The following is a 17,909-nucleotide window of genomic DNA, read 5'->3' on the forward strand; positions in this document are numbered from 1 at the left end:
GAAAAATTTATACACAGAATTAAATAAAATACAAAAATAATGAAAAGAAACGATAGGGCACAAGAAATAGTCACCTGCCTGTTAGCGACGGTTGCAGGCCCTCTCTTACCAACAACCCCGCTTATCATGTGGACGGACGCCCATTGGTATGAAAATAAGGAATCACCGCAGCCCGGAATCCAGTTCGGAGACGGGTGCGTTAGCATCTTGACCGCGCTCGCCTACGTGGCTGTCCTCACCGCCCTTGTCCGCGGAATCGCATTTTTGAGCGCCGGTGGCGAGACTTTATATGATTCACCATCTGCGGGAGTGGATGGAGACGGGTCAACAACTGGCTCGTTACCAGAACCAACGCCCACCCTGACTGAAACTCTGAATCTTTCACCTGCTGAAAAAGAAAACAAGCAAACAGACCTCAACAATGAGACTCAAAACCATGAGTGAGACTAGAAATATCGTTAGCTCTGTCGCCATTGCTCTCTTAATTATCTCTGCCGGCTGCTCTGCGTTCGCCGGAGGCAGCGGACCAGCCGAAGAGACAGTTTTGCCGACGCAGACGCCAGAACCCACGCCAGAGATTATTGAGGCCCAAACGCCTGAGCCAACGGAAACCGAGAGTACGCCAGTAGCTACTGAAGGAACTGAAACGGAAACCGAATCTACTACCGAAAGCGAGCTCAGCAAGGCAGAGAAGTTTGAGGAATTCAATGAGAATATGCAGTATCTATACGATGCAGACGAGGAGAACCGTTCTGCCGAGATGGAGGCCTTCCCTGAAAATGACTCATACCACATAACGGTTGAAATGCGTGATACCACAAACTTCACTAAGACCCGAAATGACCGGCTAAACCCGCTCTGGAAGTACTATGCCATTGTAGAAGACTATAATAACAATGATGACCACCTTCCAGAGCGGGACCACACGTACATACCCGATACAGTTAATGTGACGTTCACTACGGAAGATGGCGGAGTGTTTGAAACAACTCAAATCAAATACATTTGGGCGTACAAGTACTACACCGACGAATGGTCGCTCCGAATCTTCATGGCAAAGTACGGCTCTACCACTGAAGAGGGGCCAGCTTACCATGAAAAGGGACGGTAGCGAATCACTCAGTTCGGATTCATAAGTCACAGCGGTTTTGTCGCTGACGATTCCCTCGCTCAGGGGTCAGCCTTACCGGTTCAACAGGTTATCGCGCGTCGGATCAGGTTCCCAGATTAGATTCACGAGGGACAAAGATTAGACCTAGCCGGTTTTAGAGGGACATATGAGAGCGAAGCCGGAGTATCGCGACCGGGACGACACTGAGGTTGCGGTGCTCGATGCGCTCGCTGACCGCCGCGATGAGGGGATGACCGTCTTCGAGCTTCGGTCGCGGACGGAGGAGAACATCGACCGGATTGAGGACGCGCTCGCCGCTCTCAAGGCGGACGGCCTCATCGAGGTCGAGGACAACGGGGAGCGGACCGTCATTCTCCCGGGAGAGGGCGTGGTAGGTGAATCGCTGCCGGACGAAGACGAGTCGCTTCTCGACCAGATTCGAAAACGGCTCCCGTTGTAGCTGCGACTCTCTCGCGGCAGTGTCACACCGCGTCCGACGGCGCGGCCGCGCAGTTGTTCGGACCGAGTTCGAGTTCGAACGCGGCGTCGTCGTCGGCCGTCTCCGTTCCGAGGTTGATGGCGATAATCCGCTCGAAGTTGGCCGGGCGCGGCGGGATGTCGTCACAGACGTGCTCGACGAACGCCTCGCGGTCCATCCCGAACGCCGGGAGTCGGTCGCGGAGGATCCCGAGGGTGGCCGTGTACGTCCCGTCGTCCGCCAGTGTGGTCGACTCGCTGTAGTGGCCCGGCGCGACGACTGTCTCGTCGGGTAGCCCCGCGAGTCGCTCGGTCAGCGTTCGGTGGAGGTCGCGGGCGAGGTCGCGAGCGCCGTCGGCGCCGGCTTCCAGATCCGGGCGGGCGACGCTGTCGAGGAAGACGCTGTCGCCGGCCAGAAGCACGTTGTCGACGGTGAAGCCGGTCATACCGGTCGTGTGGCCGGATAGCGGGTGGGGCTCCAGAGTGGCCGAGCCGACCTGTAACGTTTCGTCGTCGGCCAGTGCAGTCACGTCCTCGACACCGCGAGCGACCGCCCGTTCGGACAAAATCGGTTCGGCGTCGGTTTCTTCGGCAAGGCGGCGAACGCCGCTGACGTGGTCGGCGTGGACGTGCGTATCGATAGCGTAGGTGAGTGTGGCGTCGCGGTCGGTGGCATCGGCGACGTACCGGTCGGTGAACGCTCGAAGTGGGTCGACGACAGCGGCCGAGCCGTCGCTGACAACCATGTAGCTGAGACAGCCGGAGGACGGACGGCGGTACTGGAGGACGGTTACGGCATCGCAGGGGATCTCGCGGGCCTCGTAGAGCCGCGCCCACCCCTCCATGCCGTCGCTGAGGTTCTGCGCCTCGACGCCGTGTTCAGTCAGCAGGCCGGCGACGAAGGCGCTGGCCTCGCCGCGGCCACAGACGACCGTTATCGGGCCGGTTCCGGCTACGTCGCCGACGATGTCGTCCACTTCGCCGGTCACCTTCGCCTGGAGGAACTTCGTAAATGGGAGCTGTGTCGCCGTCACCGAGTCGCCGCGAATCCGCCACTGCTCGTACTCGTCACGGTCGCGAACGTCGAGTAACCGGAGCGACTCGCTGGCATCCAGTTTCGCCTGTAACGCTGCTGCCGACAGCGAAGGCGGGTCCGTCGGCGGGTCAGGGTAGTCCTCGGCCATACTGATTGTAGCGCTGCCCGGCGGATAAATCGGGCGGGGATTTCAAGCCCGTGCCGTGCCCAGCAGGCGTATGGACGCTGGAGCCACTATCGATGCCGTCCGCGACCGAACCGAGACAGAGCGAGACAGATTAGGCTCGGACAAGGTGCTCATCGCAGCGACGGACGCGACGCTGGAGGCGGAGGCGGTGCTCACAGCAGCGGCGACCCGCGAGTCAGGACTCGCGACTGTCCTCGACCGGTGGGCCGCCGAGGTTGACAGCGAGGGGGCGACGCAGTTCGGGACAGCAGCCGAGGCCGCAGCCGAGAGGGCAGACCGCATCGACGCAGATGCTGGTGACCCCGATGGTTTCATCGACCACCTCGAAACCGTCAGTGGAACTGCGCGGCGCGTCGGGGCCGGCCTCGTCGCCGCGCCGCTGGTCGCCGACCGGTTCTACCTGCAGGTAGTGAGCTTCTTCATCAACGAAGCGGACGAGCAGCGGGCCGATACGTTCCGCGAGATTCGAGGGGAGGCATCAGCACTCGATGACGGAGAGACTGCCCTCGGACAACTCTCGGAATCCGAGCGCGAGGTGGCAGCGGCGGCCGCGACCGAAGCCATCGAAGCGGCGTACGACGACTACGCGGAAACGCTAGAGGCGATGGGGCTGGATCCGAAGCCTATCTGCTAGTCGAGTCGGTAGGTCGCGACGCGGTTGGCGGCATAGAGGAAGCCGGCGACAGCGCCAGCGACGGCGATCCCGACACTCGCCACCAGCCCGCCGCCGAGGAGCCACGTTGTGTCGAACGGTATCGCGAATATGTCGCGAACGGCGAGCAGGTACGCCAGACTGGCCGGCGCGACGGCCACGCCGAGGACGAGGAAGTACAGCCCGAACGCCCAGCCGCTCGGGACCACCACCTCGCGGCCCTGCACCGACGACGACTCGAACTTCGGGAACACGACGCCGGTTCCGACGGCGATGGCCGGCGCGGCGAGGGTTGCGACGAGTGCGATTGTGAGTCCGGCGGCGAGCGTGATCGGTGGCGTGCCGGCGGCGACGCCGAGGCCGACGACCAGTAGCGTCGTCACTACGACACCGGGAAGTGCGCCTGCGAGGACGAGCCCGGTGACGAAGGCCCGGCCGGAGACGTTGGCGGTCAGCGTCAGCGGCAGTACCCCTTCCTCGCCGCCGAGCGGATTGAGCGAAAACGCGGCCCCGAACGCCGCCGCGCTGGCGAGGCCGGCGCTGAGCGGGAGCGTCGGCGGCACCACTCGCTCCAGAATCACGATCTGGAGGTGATACACCAAGAAGAAGAACGGCATGACCGCGAACTGGACGGTGACGGGGGCTCGCTTGGCTCTGAGCCACGACTTCTGTGCGACTACGCGGGTCGCGGTTGGGACCCGCCCCGCCAGCAGACGGTCCGAGAGCGTTCGCTCGTCGGCGTCGAACTCGTGGTCGGGCTGGACCGGATCGGCATACAAGGCCCGCCCGGCCAGCCACAGACACGCGACTGCGCCGACCGGGAGCGCGCCGAAAATCCCCGCTGTGGCGACGACGGCAGCGACCGAATTGCCGCCGGTCCCCAGCACGAGCAGGACTACGTCGGCAGGCCACGAGAGCGGTGACTGGGTCGCCAGTTGGAGCACGCGAAGCTGTACCGTCGGAACGGCCGTCATCGCGACCCAGCCAAGTGGCAGGATGAGCGAGACGGCAGCCCCGACGCTCGCGCGGTGACTGGCGACGAAGGCCGAGCGGTTCGCCACCAGTTTTGTCACCAGCCCCAGGCCGAAGCCGAGAACCGTCCCCAGCAGGGCGACCGCGACCGATCCGACGAGCGCCACGAGAGCGACGAGTACCCCGGCGTCACCGGCTGCAAGCCCGCCTACTAGCGCCACAATCGGGATGGCGAGCGCGAGCGACACGCGACCGGCCTCGGCGGCGAGCAGCCCGGCCGCCGCGTCCTCGTAGGGGACCGTCGTCAGCAGGCCGTCGGCGGCGTCGGGCTCGCCGGCCGATTTCACCGTGTGCTGGAGCGTGAAGAAGCCGACGAGTCCGAGCAGTCCGACGATACCCGCCGTCGTCGCAAGCCTGACCGTGTGGGGGTCGCTGTCGGCCAGGGCACCGCCGAAAAAGAACGCCCCTGCGCCGATAGCGAGACTGTATATGCTGATGCCCAGCCCGCCGCCGAGGAATATGAGTGCGCCGCGTGTTGTCCCCTTGAGCTTGCGCCAGGTACGCCGCAGTTCCGTCCGCGCGATCAGTCGTGTCCGTCGTCCGCTCGGCCGTCTCATCGCTCTCCCGGGTGCTCGCTGGTCACGTCGAGGAACACGTCTTCGAGCGTGCTCCCGGACTCGACGCTGTCGGTCAGTTCATCGGGAGACCCTTCCGCGACGAGGTCGCCGTCGTACAGGACGCCGACGGTGTCGGCCAACTCCTCGACGACGGGCAGGATGTGTGTCGAGAGAAAGACCGTCGTATCAGCGGCCGCAACTTCGCTGATGGTGTCACGCACCGTCCGGGCCGCCCGCGGGTCCAGCCCCGAGGTGGGTTCGTCCAGAAAGAGGACGTCGGGATCGTGCAACAGCGCCTGGACGAGGCCGAGTTTCTGTTTCATCCCCTTCGAGTACGTCTCGACGCGCCGGTCGGCGTCCCCGTCGAGGTCGAACCGGTCGAGCAGCGATTCCACGCGGCCCCAGTCCTCGTGCCCGCGCAGGCCGGCGACGTACTCCAGCTGCTCGCGGCCGGTGAGTTCGTCGTACAGCGGCGGCTCTTCGGGGAGGAAACCGATGTGTTCGACCACTGCGGCGCGGTCGGCGACCGACTCACCGGCGACCCGAGCGGTGCCGCTTGTTGGGTTCGTCAGCGTCGTCAGGATGCGAATCGTCGAGGTCTTGCCCGCGCCGTTGGGGCCGAGGAAGCCGAAGACGCTCCCGCGCGGGACCGTGAGGTCGAGGTCCGCTATCGCCGAGACCCCACTGTAGCGCTTCGTCAACCCCTCGGTGACGATTGCGGGTGCTGGAGGGCACATACGGGCAGTGCTGTACCGACTGTGAAAAGGTCTTCCTGTTGTCGAGGACGCCCCGCGAGTGTGCCGGCGTTACTCCTCGACCGCTGCGTCGGCCGTGTCAGTCTCGGCGTTCGCGTCGGTATCGTCCTCGTCATCAGGATTTTCGACGACTTCGATACCGCGGTTGTTGACCGCCGACGGGTCCAGCCCGACCTCCTGCAGGAAGTTCTTGTACTCCCGTTCGCACTGCTCGGCGTCCTTTTGGCGGTCGCTGGCGCGGTCACACAACGCGACGAGGTCCTCGGGCACGTCGTTGGTGTAGACGATCCAGTGGTTGATGAGGTCCGACAGGCGGCGAATCGGCGAGGTGAAGTGACCGTAGATCTCGAAGTTCAGCGCGTGGTGGCCGCCGAAGGGGTCGTTCATGTACTTCGCGCGGGGCATCACCTTCATCACGGCCCACTGGATCTTGTCCAGCTGGCGGCCCGGGGCCTGTTCGAGCGTGGCGTTGACGGCCTTCCGTGGGTCGTCCCAGGCGTCGCCGGGGATGGAGACGCCGTCGAGCTCCTGAATCTCGACCAGCGCCTCGTCCCACTCGTCGGGACTTGGCTGTGGGTGGACGCGATACATCGCCTCGACGCCGCGGTTCCACATCAGCTCGTGCGTGACGGCCTTGTTGGCCTTCAGCATGCACTCCTCGATGATGGTGTGGGCGCGGTCGCGGGCGGGGTTGAGGACGAGCGAGCCCTCCTCCTTGCGCTGTTCGTGCATCCGGTCGGCCAGTTCCCAGACGCGTTCGGTCTTCTCCGCGAGGTCGACGCTCTGGTCCTCTAGCACGTCTTCTGCGGTCTCCGGCTCGTCCAGCAGGCGCTCGGCCTCGGTGTAGGTCAGGCGAGCGTCCGAGCGGATGACGGACTTGTAGATGTTGATCTCCTCGTAGCCGAGGTTCTCCTTGTCGAGGTGCATCTCGACGGTGTGGGCCAGGCGGTCCTCGTTGGGGACCAGCGAACAGACGGTCTCGGCGAGGACGGGCGGCAGCATGTGGACGGTGTAGGCCGGGAGGTAGACGGTGTTCCCGCGCTCGACGGCCTGCTCCCACATCTTCGTGTCGGGGTTGACGTAGTGGGTCACGTCGGCGATGTGGACCCAGAGGACGATCTCGTCTTCGCGTTCCTCGATGGAGATGGCGTCGTCGAAGTCCTGTGCGTCGATGGGGTCAGTCGTCCAGGTGGTCATCTCCCGGAGATCCCGGCGTTCGTCGACCTCGTCCTCGATTTCGGCCTGAACGCCCTGCGTGCGCTCTTTGGCCTCCTCCAGTACCTCGGGCGGGAACTCGTCGGGGATGCCGAACTTCTCGAACAGTTCCTCGCGTTTGTTCTCCAGATGTCGCGCCATCTCCGGGTCAATCTCGACAGGGCCCTGGCCCTCGGCGGTCCCGGCGGCCGCCTGTGCGTCCTCTGTAGTCATGTCTCCCGGTACGAACAGGGTGCAGTTAGGGCTGTCGGGGTGAGACTTGGCCCTGACGCCCGCGTCTCATTCCCTGTGAGCGTCGCCCTCGGAGAGTTCCCGGAACCGTCTCAGGAAGGTCTCCTGGTCGGACTCGCCGGCCCCGGCAGCGTCAAGCGTCGTTTCGAGGCCGTCCCGCGGCTGCTGGCACAGTTCGGCAAAACAGGCTTTACAGAGGTGCTCGAACGTCTTGTTTCGGCGGTCCCACCGGTCGCCGTGTTTGTCGTACTCGCGGGCCTCGGACCGTGGGATGGACTCCCCACACGCAATACAGGTGACTGACTTCCCCCGGGAACTCCGGGACCCGAACATACCTACGGGTTGCGGGCGACAGCGTTTAGAGCTTTTCGCACAGGCAACAGTTCCCCGTTCCGGGCCACACGTTTATTCACCCGCCGCCATTACACAGGGTATCGGCTATTCGGAGCCAGGGACACTGAATGAAGCCACCAGAGACACTCGCTCACTCGACGTTGGACACGCTACCCATCAATATCGCTGTCCTCGACGACGAGGGGACGATCCTGTTTACGAACCGCGCCTGGCGGGAGTTCGCGGGCGACGAGGACGGGGAGATGGAAGGGACGAACTACTTCGCGACGACCGACGTCGACGCAGACGAGTACGCCGGACAGGCACTCGGCGGCATCGAGTCGGTCATCGACGGTGAGCAGGACCTGTTCACGATGGAGTACCCGTGTCACTCCCCGGAGGAGAAGCAGTGGTTTCTGATGCGGGTCGCACCGCTGCCCGACGACGAGGCCGGGAGCGCGGTCGTCGCACACATCGATATCACCCAGCGGAAGCTCGCCGAACTGGCGGCCGAGCGCCGGAGCGAGGAGCTCAAAGCCGAGCGCCAGAACCTCAAACAGCTCGTCGACCGGGTCGATGGCCTGCTGAAAGCGGTGATGGGCGACGTACTGACCGTCGACTCGCGCGAGGCGATCCAGCAGACCGTCTGTGACAGGCTGGCCGCGGTCGACTCCTACCAGTTCGCCTGGGTGTCCGAACTCGACCTGCGCGACGAGACGCTGTCGTCGACAGCCCTCTCCGCCGACCACCCGACGTCGCTGTCCATCCCGCTGGACGCCGATGACCCGGTTGCGGAGGCGGCCCGCACCGAGGAGATGCAAGTCGTGACCGGTGACATCGACAAGCAACACAGCCGGCTCGCAGACTCCGACGTCGCGTCGGTCGCGGCAGTCCCGCTCGTCTCCGGCGAATCGCTGTACGGCGTCCTCACCGTCTACGCCGACAGCGACGACGTGTTCGACCCCCGCGAACAGGCCGTGCTCGGGACCATCGGCCGGGCGACTGCGGCGGCTATCGACGCCCGAGAGACCAGCCGACTGCTGACCGCCGACAACGTCACTGAACTCGAACTGCAGGTCACTGACCCGGAGGTTTTCTATATCGACGTGGCGAGCGAACTCGGCTGCTCGATGGAGTACGGTGGGAGCGTCCCCGACGGCGAGGAGACGGTGATGTTCTTCCTCGTCGAGACGGACGACCCCTCGGCGGTCTGTGCCGTCGCCGCCGACCACCCCCAGGTGTCGGGCGTCTCGCACGTCTCGACGGCGGACTCGTCGGCACTGTTCGAATTCACCGTCTCGGACCCGCCGGTCGTCTCTGTCGTCGCCGACCGCGGGGCCCAGGCGGGCGATATTCTGGTCGAACCCGGGAGAGCGACGGTTACGGTCGCCCTCCCGGCGTCAATGGAGACCCGAAGCGTGGTCGAGCAGGTCCGCAGCCAGCATCCGGAGACGGAACTGCTCTCCGTGCGTGAACGGGACGAACCCCCCGTCTCCCGCCAGGCGTTCATCGCGAACGTCGAGGAACGGCTGACCAACCGCCAGCTGACAGCGCTCCGGAAAGGGTTTCTCGGCGGCTTCTTCGACTGGCCACGCGACGTATCCGGCGAGCAGCTGGCCGAGTCGATGGACATCTGCCCGTCGACGTTCCACCAGCACCTCCGTGCGGGTGAGCGAAAGTTATTGGAAGAAGTGTTCGAAAACTGGTAACCAGTGCTTGCGAATCCCCTCGCCGGCGGCGGGCCCCTGGCACGATTCCCGAAGCAGTTTGGTAGTCCGCTTATCACGATAACAACCGTATATACATGTAGTGATACGGAACCAGTGTCCTGTTTGTTGCCGGCGAACCGACGGGACACAGACCCCTGTGATAGCGGCGCAACCACGGGTCGACCGAACTATTACGGACCGCCTGCCCACAAGCGCGCGACGCATCGCCCGCCGAATGACCGCCCGATAGCTTTCAATGCACTCCGATAACATCCAAACCAGCAAATCGATACAGCAGGAGACCGGACGGACGTTCCACCTCGCGACGCGTCTGCTTCCGGAGCGTATCCGCCACCCGACGTACGTCATGTACGCCTTTTTCCGGGTCGCGGACGAGGTCGTCGACCAGACGGACGGGCCGCCGCCGACCGTCCAGCACGAGCAACTGGAGGTGATCCGTGAGGCCGCGCTCGGGAACGTCGACCCCGCTGAAACCGACCACGAGGCCGTTCTGGCGGCGTTTCAGGACCTGGCCGAGCGCCACGACATCTCCGAGGAGACGATCAACGTCTTCATCGACGCGATGGAGATGGACATCGCACAGGCCCGCTACGAGACGTTCGAGGACCTCCGTGAGTACATGGGGGGCTCCGCCGTCGCCGTCGGTCATATGATGACGGAGGTGATGGACCCGCCACAGAAGGAGGAGGCCCTCCCCCACGCGACGGCGCTGGCCGAAGCGTTCCAGCTTTCGAACTTCCTCCGGGACGTCCGCGAGGACATTCACGACTACGGCCGGGTGTACCTCCCACAGGAGACGCTGGAGCGCCACGGCGTCACCGAACAGCAACTGGCCGACGCTGAAGTCGACGACGCTTTCCGCGCCGTGATGCAGGAGGAACTGGCCCGGACCGACGAACTGTACCGCGAGGGCGTCGCCGGCATCCGGTACCTGCCGGAGGACTGCCAGTTCGGCGTGCTGCTGGCCGCAGTCCTGTACGCTGATCACCACCGGCTCATCCGCGACCGTGGCTACGACGTGCTGACGGAGACGCCGGAACTCACTCGTCGTCGCCGGCTGTGGTTGCTCGCCCGGACCTGGTGGCACTGGCGGCGCAACGGTGACCCCGAAGCGACGTTCTACACCGTGAGCGCTGTCTCAGAGCGCGGCCCCGGCGAGACGCCGACGGACGCCCACGGCCACGGGCAACCCGCGTGGCGTGGATGACAGCCACGCACCGGGCATCGTTTCTGACCACCGGCTGTATCTGAACTAATGTTGCCTACGCTCACGTATCTCCAGTTCCACGCCCTGTTCGTGGTGCCGGTCGTGGCTGGATTGGCACTGACGGCGACATACCGCCTCGGGAACCGCCGGGACGTACTTACAGGGACGGCAATCCTTGCAGGCCTGGCGCTCGTCTACACGACGCCGTGGGACGGCGCGCTCATCCGGCGCGGCGTCTGGTGGTACGGCGACGGCGCCGTGCTGGCGCGGTTCTGGTCGATACCCCTCGGCGAGTACCTCTTTTTCGTCCTGCAGACCGCGATGGTAGGGCTGTGGGTGGCCCGGTTTCGGGTGGACACTGAGCGCCAGCTAGCCACGCCGATGCGAACGCGGCTCGTTGGACTCGCCGCTGCGCTCGTCGTCGTTCTGTCCGGCCTCGCGCTCCTGCGCTCTGACTCGGGGCTGTACCTCGGGTCGCTGCTGGTCTGGAGCGGACCGATTCTCGCCATTCAGTGGCTGTTCGGGTGGCACTTCCTCGTCGGCGAGTGGCGGGCAGTGAGCGTTGCGACACTGGTCCCGACGGCGTATCTCTGTGGTATCGACAGCATTGCTATCCGACTCGGCGTCTGGACCCTCTCGAAACAGTACACGACCGGCTACGCGATTCCCCTGCTCGACCTGCCGATCGAGGAGGCGGTCTTCTTCCTGCTGACGACGCTGTTCGTCGTGCAGGGGGTCGTGCTCTACGTCTGGCTTCGGGATAGATGGGAATGAAACGCCGCAGCACCGTCGAGCCGGCGGTTCTCTACCGGGTCGCGCTGGTTCCCGGCTGGGTTACCAGCCTCGCCGTCATCGCTCCGTTTCTGGCTGGGGTCTCGATACCGTCCGCGCTCCAGTACGCCCCGCTGGTGGTCAGTGCTGTCCTGCTTGGTCTCCCCCACGGTGCGGTCGATCACCTCGCGGTCGCACGCACCCGCGGCGAGCGCCCGGACTGGCGGGCTATCGCCCGCGTGTTCGCGCTCTACGGCGTCGTCGGGGGGGCCTACGCCGTCGCCTGGTTCCTCGCCCCCGCGGCGGCCTTCGTCCTGTTCATCGCAGTGACGTGGTTCCACTGGGGCCAGGGCGACCTGTACGCGCTGCTCGCGCTGGCCGACGCCGACCACCTCCGGTCGCTCCCGCAGCGAATCGGAACGGTCCTCGTCCGCGGCGGCCTGCCGATGCTGGTCCCGTTGCTCGCGTTCCCCGAGTGGTACCGCCGCGTCGCTACCGACCTGGTGTCGCTGTTCGCGCCCGACGCCGTGGCCGCCCTCGGCTGGGCGTTCCGGGCCGACGTGCGAACCGCGCTCGCTGTCGCGTACGGCGCGCTCGTCATGGTTACGCTAGCTGTGGGCTTCGCCCGCGCCGACGCCCGCCAGCCGTGGCTGCTTGACGCCGGTGAGACGCTGGGCCTGCTCGCGTACTTCGCCCTCGTTCCGCCGGTGCTCGCCATCGGCGTGTACTTCTGTCTGTGGCACTCGCTACGCCACGTTGCTCGTCTCCTTCTGGTCGACGACGACGCCACTGCCGCACTCGAAAACCGCGACCCGACAGCCGCCCTGGCGGGGTTCGCCCGCGACGCCGCGCCGCTGACCGTCGCCTCGCTCGCCCTGCTCGGGGGGCTGTATTTTCTGGTCCCGAATCCGCCGGGGTCGGTTCCGGAGTGGGTCGCGCTGTATCTGGTGTTCATCGCCGTCGTCACGCTGCCCCACGTCGTCGTCGTCAGTATCATGGACCGCGAACAGGGCGTCTGGGTGTAGTCGGTTACGTCTCCAAAGCGTGTGACAGAAAACTACGCACGGTCTGTTTGTCCGAACCTTGTCAAGACACCTGTGCAAGATGGACAGCGCGTATACAGCAGTATCACTTTCGCATCTATGTAAATAGTTAACAACCACCACGACAAACAAGAAGATGGGCGCTCTCTGTAGAGGAGTGGGGAAGCAACATCAAGATGGTGGAGTGAACGCCCCCGGAGGGAACCACCATGACACTCGCAACTGTTCCGCGATACAAGCCCGATCGGATTTCTGAATTTGGGGATCATGCTGTGGTAATCGGCGGGAGTGTCGCAGGTCTGTTGGCCGCCCGGGTGCTGACGGATGGCTTCGAGCGGGTCACGATCATCGAACGGGACCCACTCCCTGAGGACCCGACAGCCCGTCGTGGGGTTCCTCAGGGCCGCCATGTCCACGTTCTGGAGACGGCTGGTCGCCAAACGTTCGAAGACCTGTTCCCTGGCTATGGCGAAGAGTTGCTCTCGGCCGGCGGGCTCATCATCGATCTCATGTCCGATTTTTACCACTACGAACGGGGTGATTTCCTCGCCAATGGGGAGAAGCGGCTGACAATGTATAATGCGACACGCCCCTTGATCGAGCACCTTCTTCGACAGCGCGTTATGACGATCGACGGCCTTGAATTGCGGGCCGAGACTCAGTTCGTGGACTACCTGACCGACGAGTCCGAAATCGGCATAGCGGGCGTGACAGTGCGCGATGGGGGAGGGGAGACGGATATCTCTGCGGAGCTGGTTGTTGATGCCAGCGGGCGAACGAGCACGACCCCTTCGTAGCTCGATGATCATGGGTTTACCGCTCCGGAAGTAGAGGAAGTGGAGATTGACGTGGCGTACAGCACTGCCATGATCGAGCGGCCTCCTGAGGATCGACGGACGTTCTTTGTGCCCCACGAGCCGGGACGGACGCGGGGTGTCGGGATGTTCCCTATCGAGGATGGGCGGTGGCAGGCCACTCTGTTTGGCGTGCATGGCGACCATCCCCCAACGGAGAGGAATGCATTCATCGAGTTCGCCGAGAGCCTTCCGATTGCTGAGATTGGACAGTTGCTTCGCACACAGCCATGGGTGTCCGAGGAGATCTCCCACTATCCGTTCCCCACTAATCAACGTCTCCGGTACGAACGCCTCAGCCGGTTCCCCGATGACTTCGTGGTCCTCGGTGACGCTCTCTGTAGCTTCAATCCGATTTACGGCCAGGGAATGTCAGTAGCCGCACTCGAATCGCTCCAACTTCATCACACCCTGGCGCATGGGGGCCGAGAGGATATCGGGATTCGATTTTTCGAGAACGTTACAGATATCGTGGATAGCCCGTGGTCGATCGCCGTCGGAGGCGATTTCAAGTTCTCCGAAACGACGGGGCCGAAGCCGCGCGGGACTGATTTCATTAACTGGTATCTCGGCCAGTTGATTCGCACGGCGCATTCAGATGGAGCCCTACGCGAAGCCCTGGTTAGGGTATTTATGCTGGAACAACCTCCCGAATCACTGTTCCGGCCAGGAGTGATGTGGCGGGTCTTCAAGCCAACGTGACAGAAAATACGTCCCACCGAAAGACTCGTGTTGCTCGTCTTTCGAGCCCTCGTTCGCGTCGCTCACGAGGACAACGTTTTTGCGCCGAGTGGTGCGCTTCGCGCACCCGAGGCGGAAAAAGGTGGGTTACTTGCCCTTGCCGCGGTTGCTGCGCAGCGACGGGCGGGTCTTCTCACTGCCCTTACCTTTGCCGCCGAGGCCGCGGTTGCGGCGGCCGGCACCGGTCAGGCCGCGGAAGACGCGGTCGGCCTGGTCGTCGGCACAGATCCACGACAGGTCGTCGTCGTTCTGGATGGCCGGGTGGTTCGGGTCGATGAGGATGACCTCGTGCCACTTCTGGCGGCCGTCCTGGCCGACGGAGTAGCTGTTGAGCACGCGCAGGTTCGGGAAGGTGCGGGAGGCGCGTTCCTCGGCGACGCGCTGGATGTCCTTCCGGCGGGTGATGCGCGTGACGCCCTGGCGCTTGGAGCGGCGACCGGCCTTGTGTCGGCGCTTGCGTGCGCCGCCCTTGCGGACGGAGACGCGGGCGACGACGACGCCCTGTTTTGCCTTGTAGCCCTGCGAGCGGGCCTTGTCGAGGCGGGTCGGGCGCTCGATGCGCTCGACGGCCCCTTCGTCGCGCCACTCCTGCTGGCGCTGCCACTGTAGTTCTGCGAGCTGTCCGTCGCCCGGGTTCTTCCAGGCGTCTCGAATGTACGAATATGCGCTTCGTGCCATATGTATTCACCACGGGCGTTGCGTGGTTCAAGTCGCGCTCGGCGCGACTCACATCCCGACCTGCACACGCAGGTGCCCGCTGGTGCCCGTCGCCCAGCGAGTTACCCGGAGTTTGCCGTTCGGACTCTTAAACAGTTCGGACCAGACTCGCGAGTGTGAGCCGGTCACGCAGGGACAGCAGTCCGATGAAACACGTCGGATGTTTGGGGTATCCAACACAAATCGTTAAGTTGTTCCCAGCCGGAGAGTCACGTATTACCATGACAGACCTTGGTGGCTTCCAGGACCACGTGGCGCGAATCGACCTTGGGGATGGGGACGTAGCCTACGAGGGCATTGACGAGGAGGACGCGAAAAAATATATCGGCGCACGCGGGCTCGGCGTGAAGTACGTCTTCGACCAGGGACCCGACGTGGACCCGCTGGGACCGGACAATCTGCTGGCGTTCATGAACGGGCCGCTGACGGGGACACAGGTGACGATGAGCGGTCGCATCGCAATCTGTACGAAGTCGCCGCTGACGGGGACGGTCACTGATTCCCACCACGGCGGCTGGTCCGGAGCGCGGCTAAAGTGGTCGGGCTTCGACGGACTCCTCTTCGAGGGCCAGGCCGACGAGCCGGTGTATGCGCTCGTCGAGGACGGCGAAGTGGAACTGCGTGACGCCTCGCACCTCTGGGGCCAGGGCGTCCACGACACCATCGACGACCTCGAAGGCGAGATCGAGGGCGGTTCGCTGGGCAAGAACCTCTCGGTGATGGCCATCGGTCAGGGCGGCGAGAACGAGGTGAAATACGCCTGTATAATCAACGAGGACGACCGCGCGTCGGGCCGGGGCGGCACCGGCTGTGTGATGGGTAACAAGAACCTCAAGGCCGTCGTCGTCAAGTCCAGCACCCGGATGCCCAAACCGAAGGACCAGGAGACGTTCCAGGAGGGCCACAAGCAGGCGATGCAGGTCATCCAGGAGTCCGACGTGACCGCACCCAACGAGGGCGGGCTCTCGATGTACGGCACCAATGTCCTGATGAACCTCACCGAGGAGATGGACGGCCTCCCGACGAAGAACGCGAAGTACTCCTCGACGCGGTCGTATTCGGATGCCGAAGGCGACGGCGAGCGCATCATCGACTCGGAGAACGTTTCAGGTGAGAACGTCCGGGAGAACATCCTGGTCGACGAGCCGACCTGTCACTCCTGTCCCGTCGCCTGCAAGAAGGAAGTCGAAGTGCAGGCGATGCACAAGGGTGAGGAGATGAACGTCCGCACGGAGTCCTACGAGTACGAGTCCGCGTGGGCGCTCGGCCCGAACTCCGGCCACGTCGAACGCGACAAGATCGCCGTGATGCTCGAACGGTGTAACGACGTCGGCGTCGACACCATCGACGTGGGTAACACCATGGCGATGGCGATGGAGATGACCGAGGAGGGCAAGTTCGACGAACTCGGCGACGGAATAGACTGGGGCGACGCCGACACGATGATCGACATGATCGACATGATCGCCAACCGCGAGACGGAACTCGCGGACCATCTCGCCGAGGGGCCGGACCACCTCGCCGAGGAGTTCGACGCCCACACCAACTCCCTCGCGGTCAAGGGCCAGACGATGGCCGCCTACGACCCGCGCTGTATGAAGGGGATGGCGATTGGCTATGCGACCTCGAACCGCGGGGCGTGTCACCTGCGCGGGTACACGCCGGCGGCGGAGATTCTGGGCATCCCGGAGAAGGTCGACCCACGAGAATGGGAGGGCAAAGGCGAGCTGTGCGCCACCTTCCAGGATCTGCACGCGATCAGCGACTCCTTCGACATCTGCAAGTTCAACGCCTTCGCCGAGGGCATCGAGGAGTACGTCCTGCAGTACAACGGCATGACCGGCCTTGACGTGAGCGAGGAGGAACTGATGGAGGCCGGCGAGCGCATCTACAACCTCGAACGGTACTACAACAACCTCGCGGGCTTCGACGGAGCCGACGACGACCTGCCCAACCGGTTCGTCGAGGGCGACGAACACGCGATTCCCGCCCAGGGCGGTTCCGAGGGCGAACTCGCGGAGCTCTCGAAGATGAAAGACGAGTACTACGAGGTGCGCGACTGGGAGAACGGCGTCGTCACCGACGAGAAACTCGACGAACTCGGCATCGAGGTCGGCCCCGGGACCGGCGTCAGTTCCGGCGGCGCGGCGGCACCGAGCGACGACTGAGACAGCGCCGACTGCCGACTCCAATTTTCTAATGCGCAAGGACGACATCGACGACTTCGAATTTCAGGTAGAGTCCCGACTGACCAGCCACGGCGTTTACGTCACCGAGTTCGACGACGAGGGCGATACGTACCGGCTCACCTACGAGTCGATCTCGGCCGACGAAGCGGCCGTCATCCCCCACCGAGAGATCGGTCGCGTCATCAACGTCTTCCGGGACCTGCACGCCGATGACTGGTCCGGGGTTGACATCGAGGCGACCGTGACAGACCTCGAAAACACCGAACTCGGCGAGTGGTCCGTCGACAGCGAGTGGATCGACGAGCTCGAGAACGGCGACCTCTCGGAGACGGATTTCTCCCAGCGCGTGCTGGAGACGATTACGGTTCGGAGCTGACCGCCAGCACGTCCCTGATTTCAAGCGTCGTCTCGAACTCCTCGCTCCTGTCCAGCCGCCGGCCGTCGCGCTCGAACTGGGCGACGTGGGCCCGCCGAACCGCGTCCTGTTCGCGGTCGCTCAGCCCGAGTTCCGTGCCGATACTGTCCCAGTGGCCCGACTCGGCACAGACGTAATCGGCCTCTCTGGGACCGCTGATGCGCTCGTACTCCCTGTCGTAGGTCGCACGGTTCGCCCGGAGATACGACTGGACCCGTCCGAGCAGGTCAGGGAGCTGGTCGAGCGGCACGCTGGCCTGTGTGCCGGCCAGCAGGACAATCTGCCCCTCGATGGGGTACGACGGGTCGGCCATCGCGCCCCGGTCAGCCGCCCGCCCGCATCGCTTTCTGTGCGAACTTCTCGATGAGCGGCTCCAGCGTCTCCGGCTCGCCGTCGAACTGGATCGTCACCTCGTTGAGCTGGAGGCTCGGCCCGATAGCGACTTTTTCCTCGGAGAGCGTTGCCGCCCAGCCGTCACCTTCGACGGTCGCTTCGCCGCGTTGCTCGCCGCCCAGGTTCTCCAGATAGCCGATAGCAGCCCGTGCCGAGATGCCGCGAAAACTCCGTTCACGCTCCATTACGTGGTCGTTACGGGTGCGGTCGTCTAAACCTATCGGCGGTCCGGCGCTCGTTTGCCACAACCGCGCTATCCCGGA

20 protein-coding genes are annotated in these 17,909 nt (G+C 64.2%); 12 read left to right on the forward strand and 8 right to left on the reverse strand.

Translation table 11 applies throughout. The features are described 5' to 3' along the window. Positions 1 to 39 precede the first annotated feature (39 nt). The 3 genes from ACOZ4H_RS04665 to ACOZ4H_RS04675 all read left to right on the forward strand — a co-directional run bounded on the left by ACOZ4H_RS04665 (position 40) and on the right by ACOZ4H_RS04675 (position 1,571). Positions 40 to 444 (forward strand): hypothetical protein, encoded by a 405-nt coding sequence (locus tag ACOZ4H_RS04665; RefSeq protein WP_424328198.1) that lies wholly within the window; start codon positions 40 to 42, stop codon positions 442 to 444. Continuing rightward, positions 437 to 1,111, forward strand: coding sequence for a hypothetical protein (locus tag ACOZ4H_RS04670; RefSeq protein ID WP_424328199.1), 675 nt, complete (start codon positions 437 to 439; stop codon positions 1,109 to 1,111). The genes ACOZ4H_RS04665 and ACOZ4H_RS04670 overlap by 8 nt, the downstream gene beginning before the upstream one ends. A gap of 166 nt (positions 1,112 to 1,277) precedes the next feature. Continuing rightward, positions 1,278 to 1,571 carry a DUF6432 family protein gene (locus ACOZ4H_RS04675; protein ID WP_424328200.1) on the forward strand — a complete coding sequence of 98 codons (294 nt, stop codon included), beginning with the start codon at positions 1,278 to 1,280 and terminating at the stop codon, positions 1,569 to 1,571. 22 nt (positions 1,572 to 1,593) lie between these two features. Here the strand turns inward: ACOZ4H_RS04675 and ACOZ4H_RS04680 are convergent, their stop codons facing one another. Further along, positions 1,594 to 2,772, reverse strand: a complete 1,179-nt coding sequence (locus tag ACOZ4H_RS04680) for an MBL fold metallo-hydrolase (protein WP_424328201.1) — start codon at positions 2,770 to 2,772, stop codon at positions 1,594 to 1,596. 70 nt (positions 2,773 to 2,842) lie between these two features. Between ACOZ4H_RS04680 and ACOZ4H_RS04685 the strand changes: the two genes are divergently transcribed. Beyond that, the gene (locus tag ACOZ4H_RS04685; protein WP_424328202.1) at positions 2,843 to 3,445 is read left to right on the forward strand and encodes a transcription antitermination protein; all 603 of its coding nucleotides are present in this window, start codon (positions 2,843 to 2,845) and stop codon (positions 3,443 to 3,445) included. Here ACOZ4H_RS04685 and ACOZ4H_RS04690 read toward each other — a convergent pair. The 4 genes from ACOZ4H_RS04690 to ACOZ4H_RS04705 form a co-directional block, all read right to left on the reverse strand. Beyond that, positions 3,442 to 5,052: a hypothetical protein gene (locus ACOZ4H_RS04690; RefSeq protein ID WP_424328203.1), complete on the reverse strand. Its 1,611-nt coding sequence runs from the start codon at positions 5,050 to 5,052 to the stop codon at positions 3,442 to 3,444. The genes ACOZ4H_RS04685 and ACOZ4H_RS04690 overlap by 4 nt on opposite strands. Further along, entirely contained in the window at positions 5,049 to 5,789 is a 741-nt protein-coding gene (locus tag ACOZ4H_RS04695) for an ABC transporter ATP-binding protein (protein ID WP_424328204.1), read from the reverse strand. Before ACOZ4H_RS04695 ends, ACOZ4H_RS04690 begins: the two co-directional genes overlap by 4 nt. A gap of 69 nt (positions 5,790 to 5,858) precedes the next feature. Beyond that, on the reverse strand, positions 5,859 to 7,235 hold the full coding sequence (locus tag ACOZ4H_RS04700) for an RNB domain-containing ribonuclease (protein WP_424328205.1): 1,377 nt from the start codon (positions 7,233 to 7,235) through the stop codon (positions 5,859 to 5,861). 66 nt (positions 7,236 to 7,301) lie between these two features. Beyond that, complete coding sequence (locus tag ACOZ4H_RS04705; protein WP_424328206.1) at positions 7,302 to 7,586, reverse strand: DUF7562 family protein; 285 nt, start codon at positions 7,584 to 7,586, stop codon at positions 7,302 to 7,304. A gap of 128 nt (positions 7,587 to 7,714) precedes the next feature. Between ACOZ4H_RS04705 and ACOZ4H_RS04710 the strand changes: the two genes are divergently transcribed. The 6 genes from ACOZ4H_RS04710 (at position 7,715) to ACOZ4H_RS04735 (ending at position 13,893) form a co-directional block, all read left to right on the forward strand. Beyond that, the gene (locus ACOZ4H_RS04710) at positions 7,715 to 9,295 is read left to right on the forward strand and encodes a bacterio-opsin activator domain-containing protein (protein WP_424328207.1); all 1,581 of its coding nucleotides are present in this window, start codon (positions 7,715 to 7,717) and stop codon (positions 9,293 to 9,295) included. A 256-nt stretch (positions 9,296 to 9,551) separates the two neighbouring features. Beyond that, entirely contained in the window at positions 9,552 to 10,523 is a 972-nt protein-coding gene (locus tag ACOZ4H_RS04715; RefSeq protein ID WP_424328208.1) for a phytoene/squalene synthase family protein, read from the forward strand. Positions 10,524 to 10,571: 48 nt separating this feature from the next. Beyond that, positions 10,572 to 11,297, forward strand: a complete 726-nt coding sequence (locus ACOZ4H_RS04720; RefSeq protein ID WP_424328209.1) for a lycopene cyclase domain-containing protein — start codon at positions 10,572 to 10,574, stop codon at positions 11,295 to 11,297. Beyond that, positions 11,294 to 12,319, forward strand: coding sequence for a Brp/Blh family beta-carotene 15,15'-dioxygenase (locus ACOZ4H_RS04725; RefSeq protein WP_424328210.1), 1,026 nt, complete (start codon positions 11,294 to 11,296; stop codon positions 12,317 to 12,319). Before ACOZ4H_RS04720 ends, ACOZ4H_RS04725 begins: the two co-directional genes overlap by 4 nt. Before the next feature lie 227 nt (positions 12,320 to 12,546). Continuing rightward, entirely contained in the window at positions 12,547 to 13,134 is a 588-nt protein-coding gene (locus tag ACOZ4H_RS04730; RefSeq protein WP_424328211.1) for an FAD-dependent oxidoreductase, read from the forward strand. Between the two features lie 39 nt (positions 13,135 to 13,173). Continuing rightward, positions 13,174 to 13,893 (forward strand): hypothetical protein, encoded by a 720-nt coding sequence (locus ACOZ4H_RS04735; protein ID WP_424328212.1) that lies wholly within the window; start codon positions 13,174 to 13,176, stop codon positions 13,891 to 13,893. A gap of 126 nt (positions 13,894 to 14,019) precedes the next feature. Here ACOZ4H_RS04735 and ACOZ4H_RS04740 read toward each other — a convergent pair whose 3' ends face one another. After that, entirely contained in the window at positions 14,020 to 14,610 is a 591-nt protein-coding gene (locus tag ACOZ4H_RS04740) for a 50S ribosomal protein L15e (protein ID WP_424328213.1), read from the reverse strand. Between the two features lie 260 nt (positions 14,611 to 14,870). Here ACOZ4H_RS04740 and ACOZ4H_RS04745 point away from each other — a divergent pair, with 260 nt between their 5' ends. Together ACOZ4H_RS04745 and ACOZ4H_RS04750 are read left to right on the forward strand one after the other, a co-directional pair. Continuing rightward, a complete protein-coding gene (locus ACOZ4H_RS04745; RefSeq protein ID WP_424328214.1) occupies positions 14,871 to 16,817 on the forward strand; it encodes an aldehyde ferredoxin oxidoreductase family protein in 1,947 nt (648 codons plus the stop codon). A 31-nt stretch (positions 16,818 to 16,848) separates the two neighbouring features. Next, positions 16,849 to 17,214 carry a hypothetical protein gene (locus ACOZ4H_RS04750; RefSeq protein WP_424328215.1) on the forward strand — a complete coding sequence of 122 codons (366 nt, stop codon included), beginning with the start codon at positions 16,849 to 16,851 and terminating at the stop codon, positions 17,212 to 17,214. On the opposite strand, the gene ACOZ4H_RS04755 is transcribed toward ACOZ4H_RS04750, so the two are convergent. Together ACOZ4H_RS04755 and ACOZ4H_RS04760 are read right to left on the reverse strand one after the other, a co-directional pair. Next, a complete protein-coding gene (locus tag ACOZ4H_RS04755; RefSeq protein WP_424328216.1) occupies positions 17,198 to 17,566 on the reverse strand; it encodes a hypothetical protein in 369 nt (122 codons plus the stop codon). The two genes, ACOZ4H_RS04750 and ACOZ4H_RS04755, sit on opposite strands and share 17 nt — an antisense overlap. 10 nt (positions 17,567 to 17,576) lie before the next feature. After that, positions 17,577 to 17,831 (reverse strand): hypothetical protein, encoded by a 255-nt coding sequence (locus ACOZ4H_RS04760; protein WP_424328217.1) that lies wholly within the window; start codon positions 17,829 to 17,831, stop codon positions 17,577 to 17,579. Positions 17,832 to 17,909 lie beyond the last annotated feature (78 nt).

The sequence above is a fragment of the Haloarcula amylolytica genome, assembly GCF_049705545.1.
In the GTDB taxonomy this organism is placed as follows: Archaea; Halobacteriota; Halobacteria; order Halobacteriales; family Haloarculaceae; genus Haloarcula; species Haloarcula amylolytica_B.

What these genes read in the sequence shown, in the direction of transcription:
- ACOZ4H_RS04700 (WP_424328205.1), bottom strand. Translation starts at nt 7,235, where the DNA reads ATGACTACAGAGGACGCACAGGCGGCCGCCGGGACCGCCGAGGGCCAG.
- ACOZ4H_RS04675 (WP_424328200.1), top strand. Translation starts at nt 1,278, where the DNA reads ATGAGAGCGAAGCCGGAGTATCGCGACCGGGACGACACTGAGGTTGCG.
- ACOZ4H_RS04665 (WP_424328198.1), top strand. Translation starts at nt 40, where the DNA reads ATGAAAAGAAACGATAGGGCACAAGAAATAGTCACCTGCCTGTTAGCG.
- ACOZ4H_RS04750 (WP_424328215.1), top strand. Translation starts at nt 16,849, where the DNA reads ATGCGCAAGGACGACATCGACGACTTCGAATTTCAGGTAGAGTCCCGA.
- ACOZ4H_RS04755 (WP_424328216.1), bottom strand. Translation starts at nt 17,566, where the DNA reads ATGGCCGACCCGTCGTACCCCATCGAGGGGCAGATTGTCCTGCTGGCC.
- ACOZ4H_RS04720 (WP_424328209.1), top strand. Translation starts at nt 10,572, where the DNA reads ATGTTGCCTACGCTCACGTATCTCCAGTTCCACGCCCTGTTCGTGGTG.
- ACOZ4H_RS04690 (WP_424328203.1), bottom strand. Translation starts at nt 5,052, where the DNA reads ATGAGACGGCCGAGCGGACGACGGACACGACTGATCGCGCGGACGGAA.
- ACOZ4H_RS04680 (WP_424328201.1), bottom strand. Translation starts at nt 2,772, where the DNA reads ATGGCCGAGGACTACCCTGACCCGCCGACGGACCCGCCTTCGCTGTCG.
- ACOZ4H_RS04725 (WP_424328210.1), top strand. Translation starts at nt 11,294, where the DNA reads ATGAAACGCCGCAGCACCGTCGAGCCGGCGGTTCTCTACCGGGTCGCG.
- ACOZ4H_RS04685 (WP_424328202.1), top strand. Translation starts at nt 2,843, where the DNA reads ATGGACGCTGGAGCCACTATCGATGCCGTCCGCGACCGAACCGAGACA.
- ACOZ4H_RS04715 (WP_424328208.1), top strand. Translation starts at nt 9,552, where the DNA reads ATGCACTCCGATAACATCCAAACCAGCAAATCGATACAGCAGGAGACC.
- ACOZ4H_RS04745 (WP_424328214.1), top strand. Translation starts at nt 14,871, where the DNA reads ATGACAGACCTTGGTGGCTTCCAGGACCACGTGGCGCGAATCGACCTT.
- ACOZ4H_RS04670 (WP_424328199.1), top strand. Translation starts at nt 437, where the DNA reads ATGAGTGAGACTAGAAATATCGTTAGCTCTGTCGCCATTGCTCTCTTA.
- ACOZ4H_RS04760 (WP_424328217.1), bottom strand. Translation starts at nt 17,831, where the DNA reads ATGGAGCGTGAACGGAGTTTTCGCGGCATCTCGGCACGGGCTGCTATC.
- ACOZ4H_RS04695 (WP_424328204.1), bottom strand. Translation starts at nt 5,789, where the DNA reads ATGTGCCCTCCAGCACCCGCAATCGTCACCGAGGGGTTGACGAAGCGC.
- ACOZ4H_RS04740 (WP_424328213.1), bottom strand. Translation starts at nt 14,610, where the DNA reads ATGGCACGAAGCGCATATTCGTACATTCGAGACGCCTGGAAGAACCCG.
- ACOZ4H_RS04730 (WP_424328211.1), top strand. Translation starts at nt 12,547, where the DNA reads ATGACACTCGCAACTGTTCCGCGATACAAGCCCGATCGGATTTCTGAA.
- ACOZ4H_RS04710 (WP_424328207.1), top strand. Translation starts at nt 7,715, where the DNA reads ATGAAGCCACCAGAGACACTCGCTCACTCGACGTTGGACACGCTACCC.
- ACOZ4H_RS04705 (WP_424328206.1), bottom strand. Translation starts at nt 7,586, where the DNA reads ATGTTCGGGTCCCGGAGTTCCCGGGGGAAGTCAGTCACCTGTATTGCG.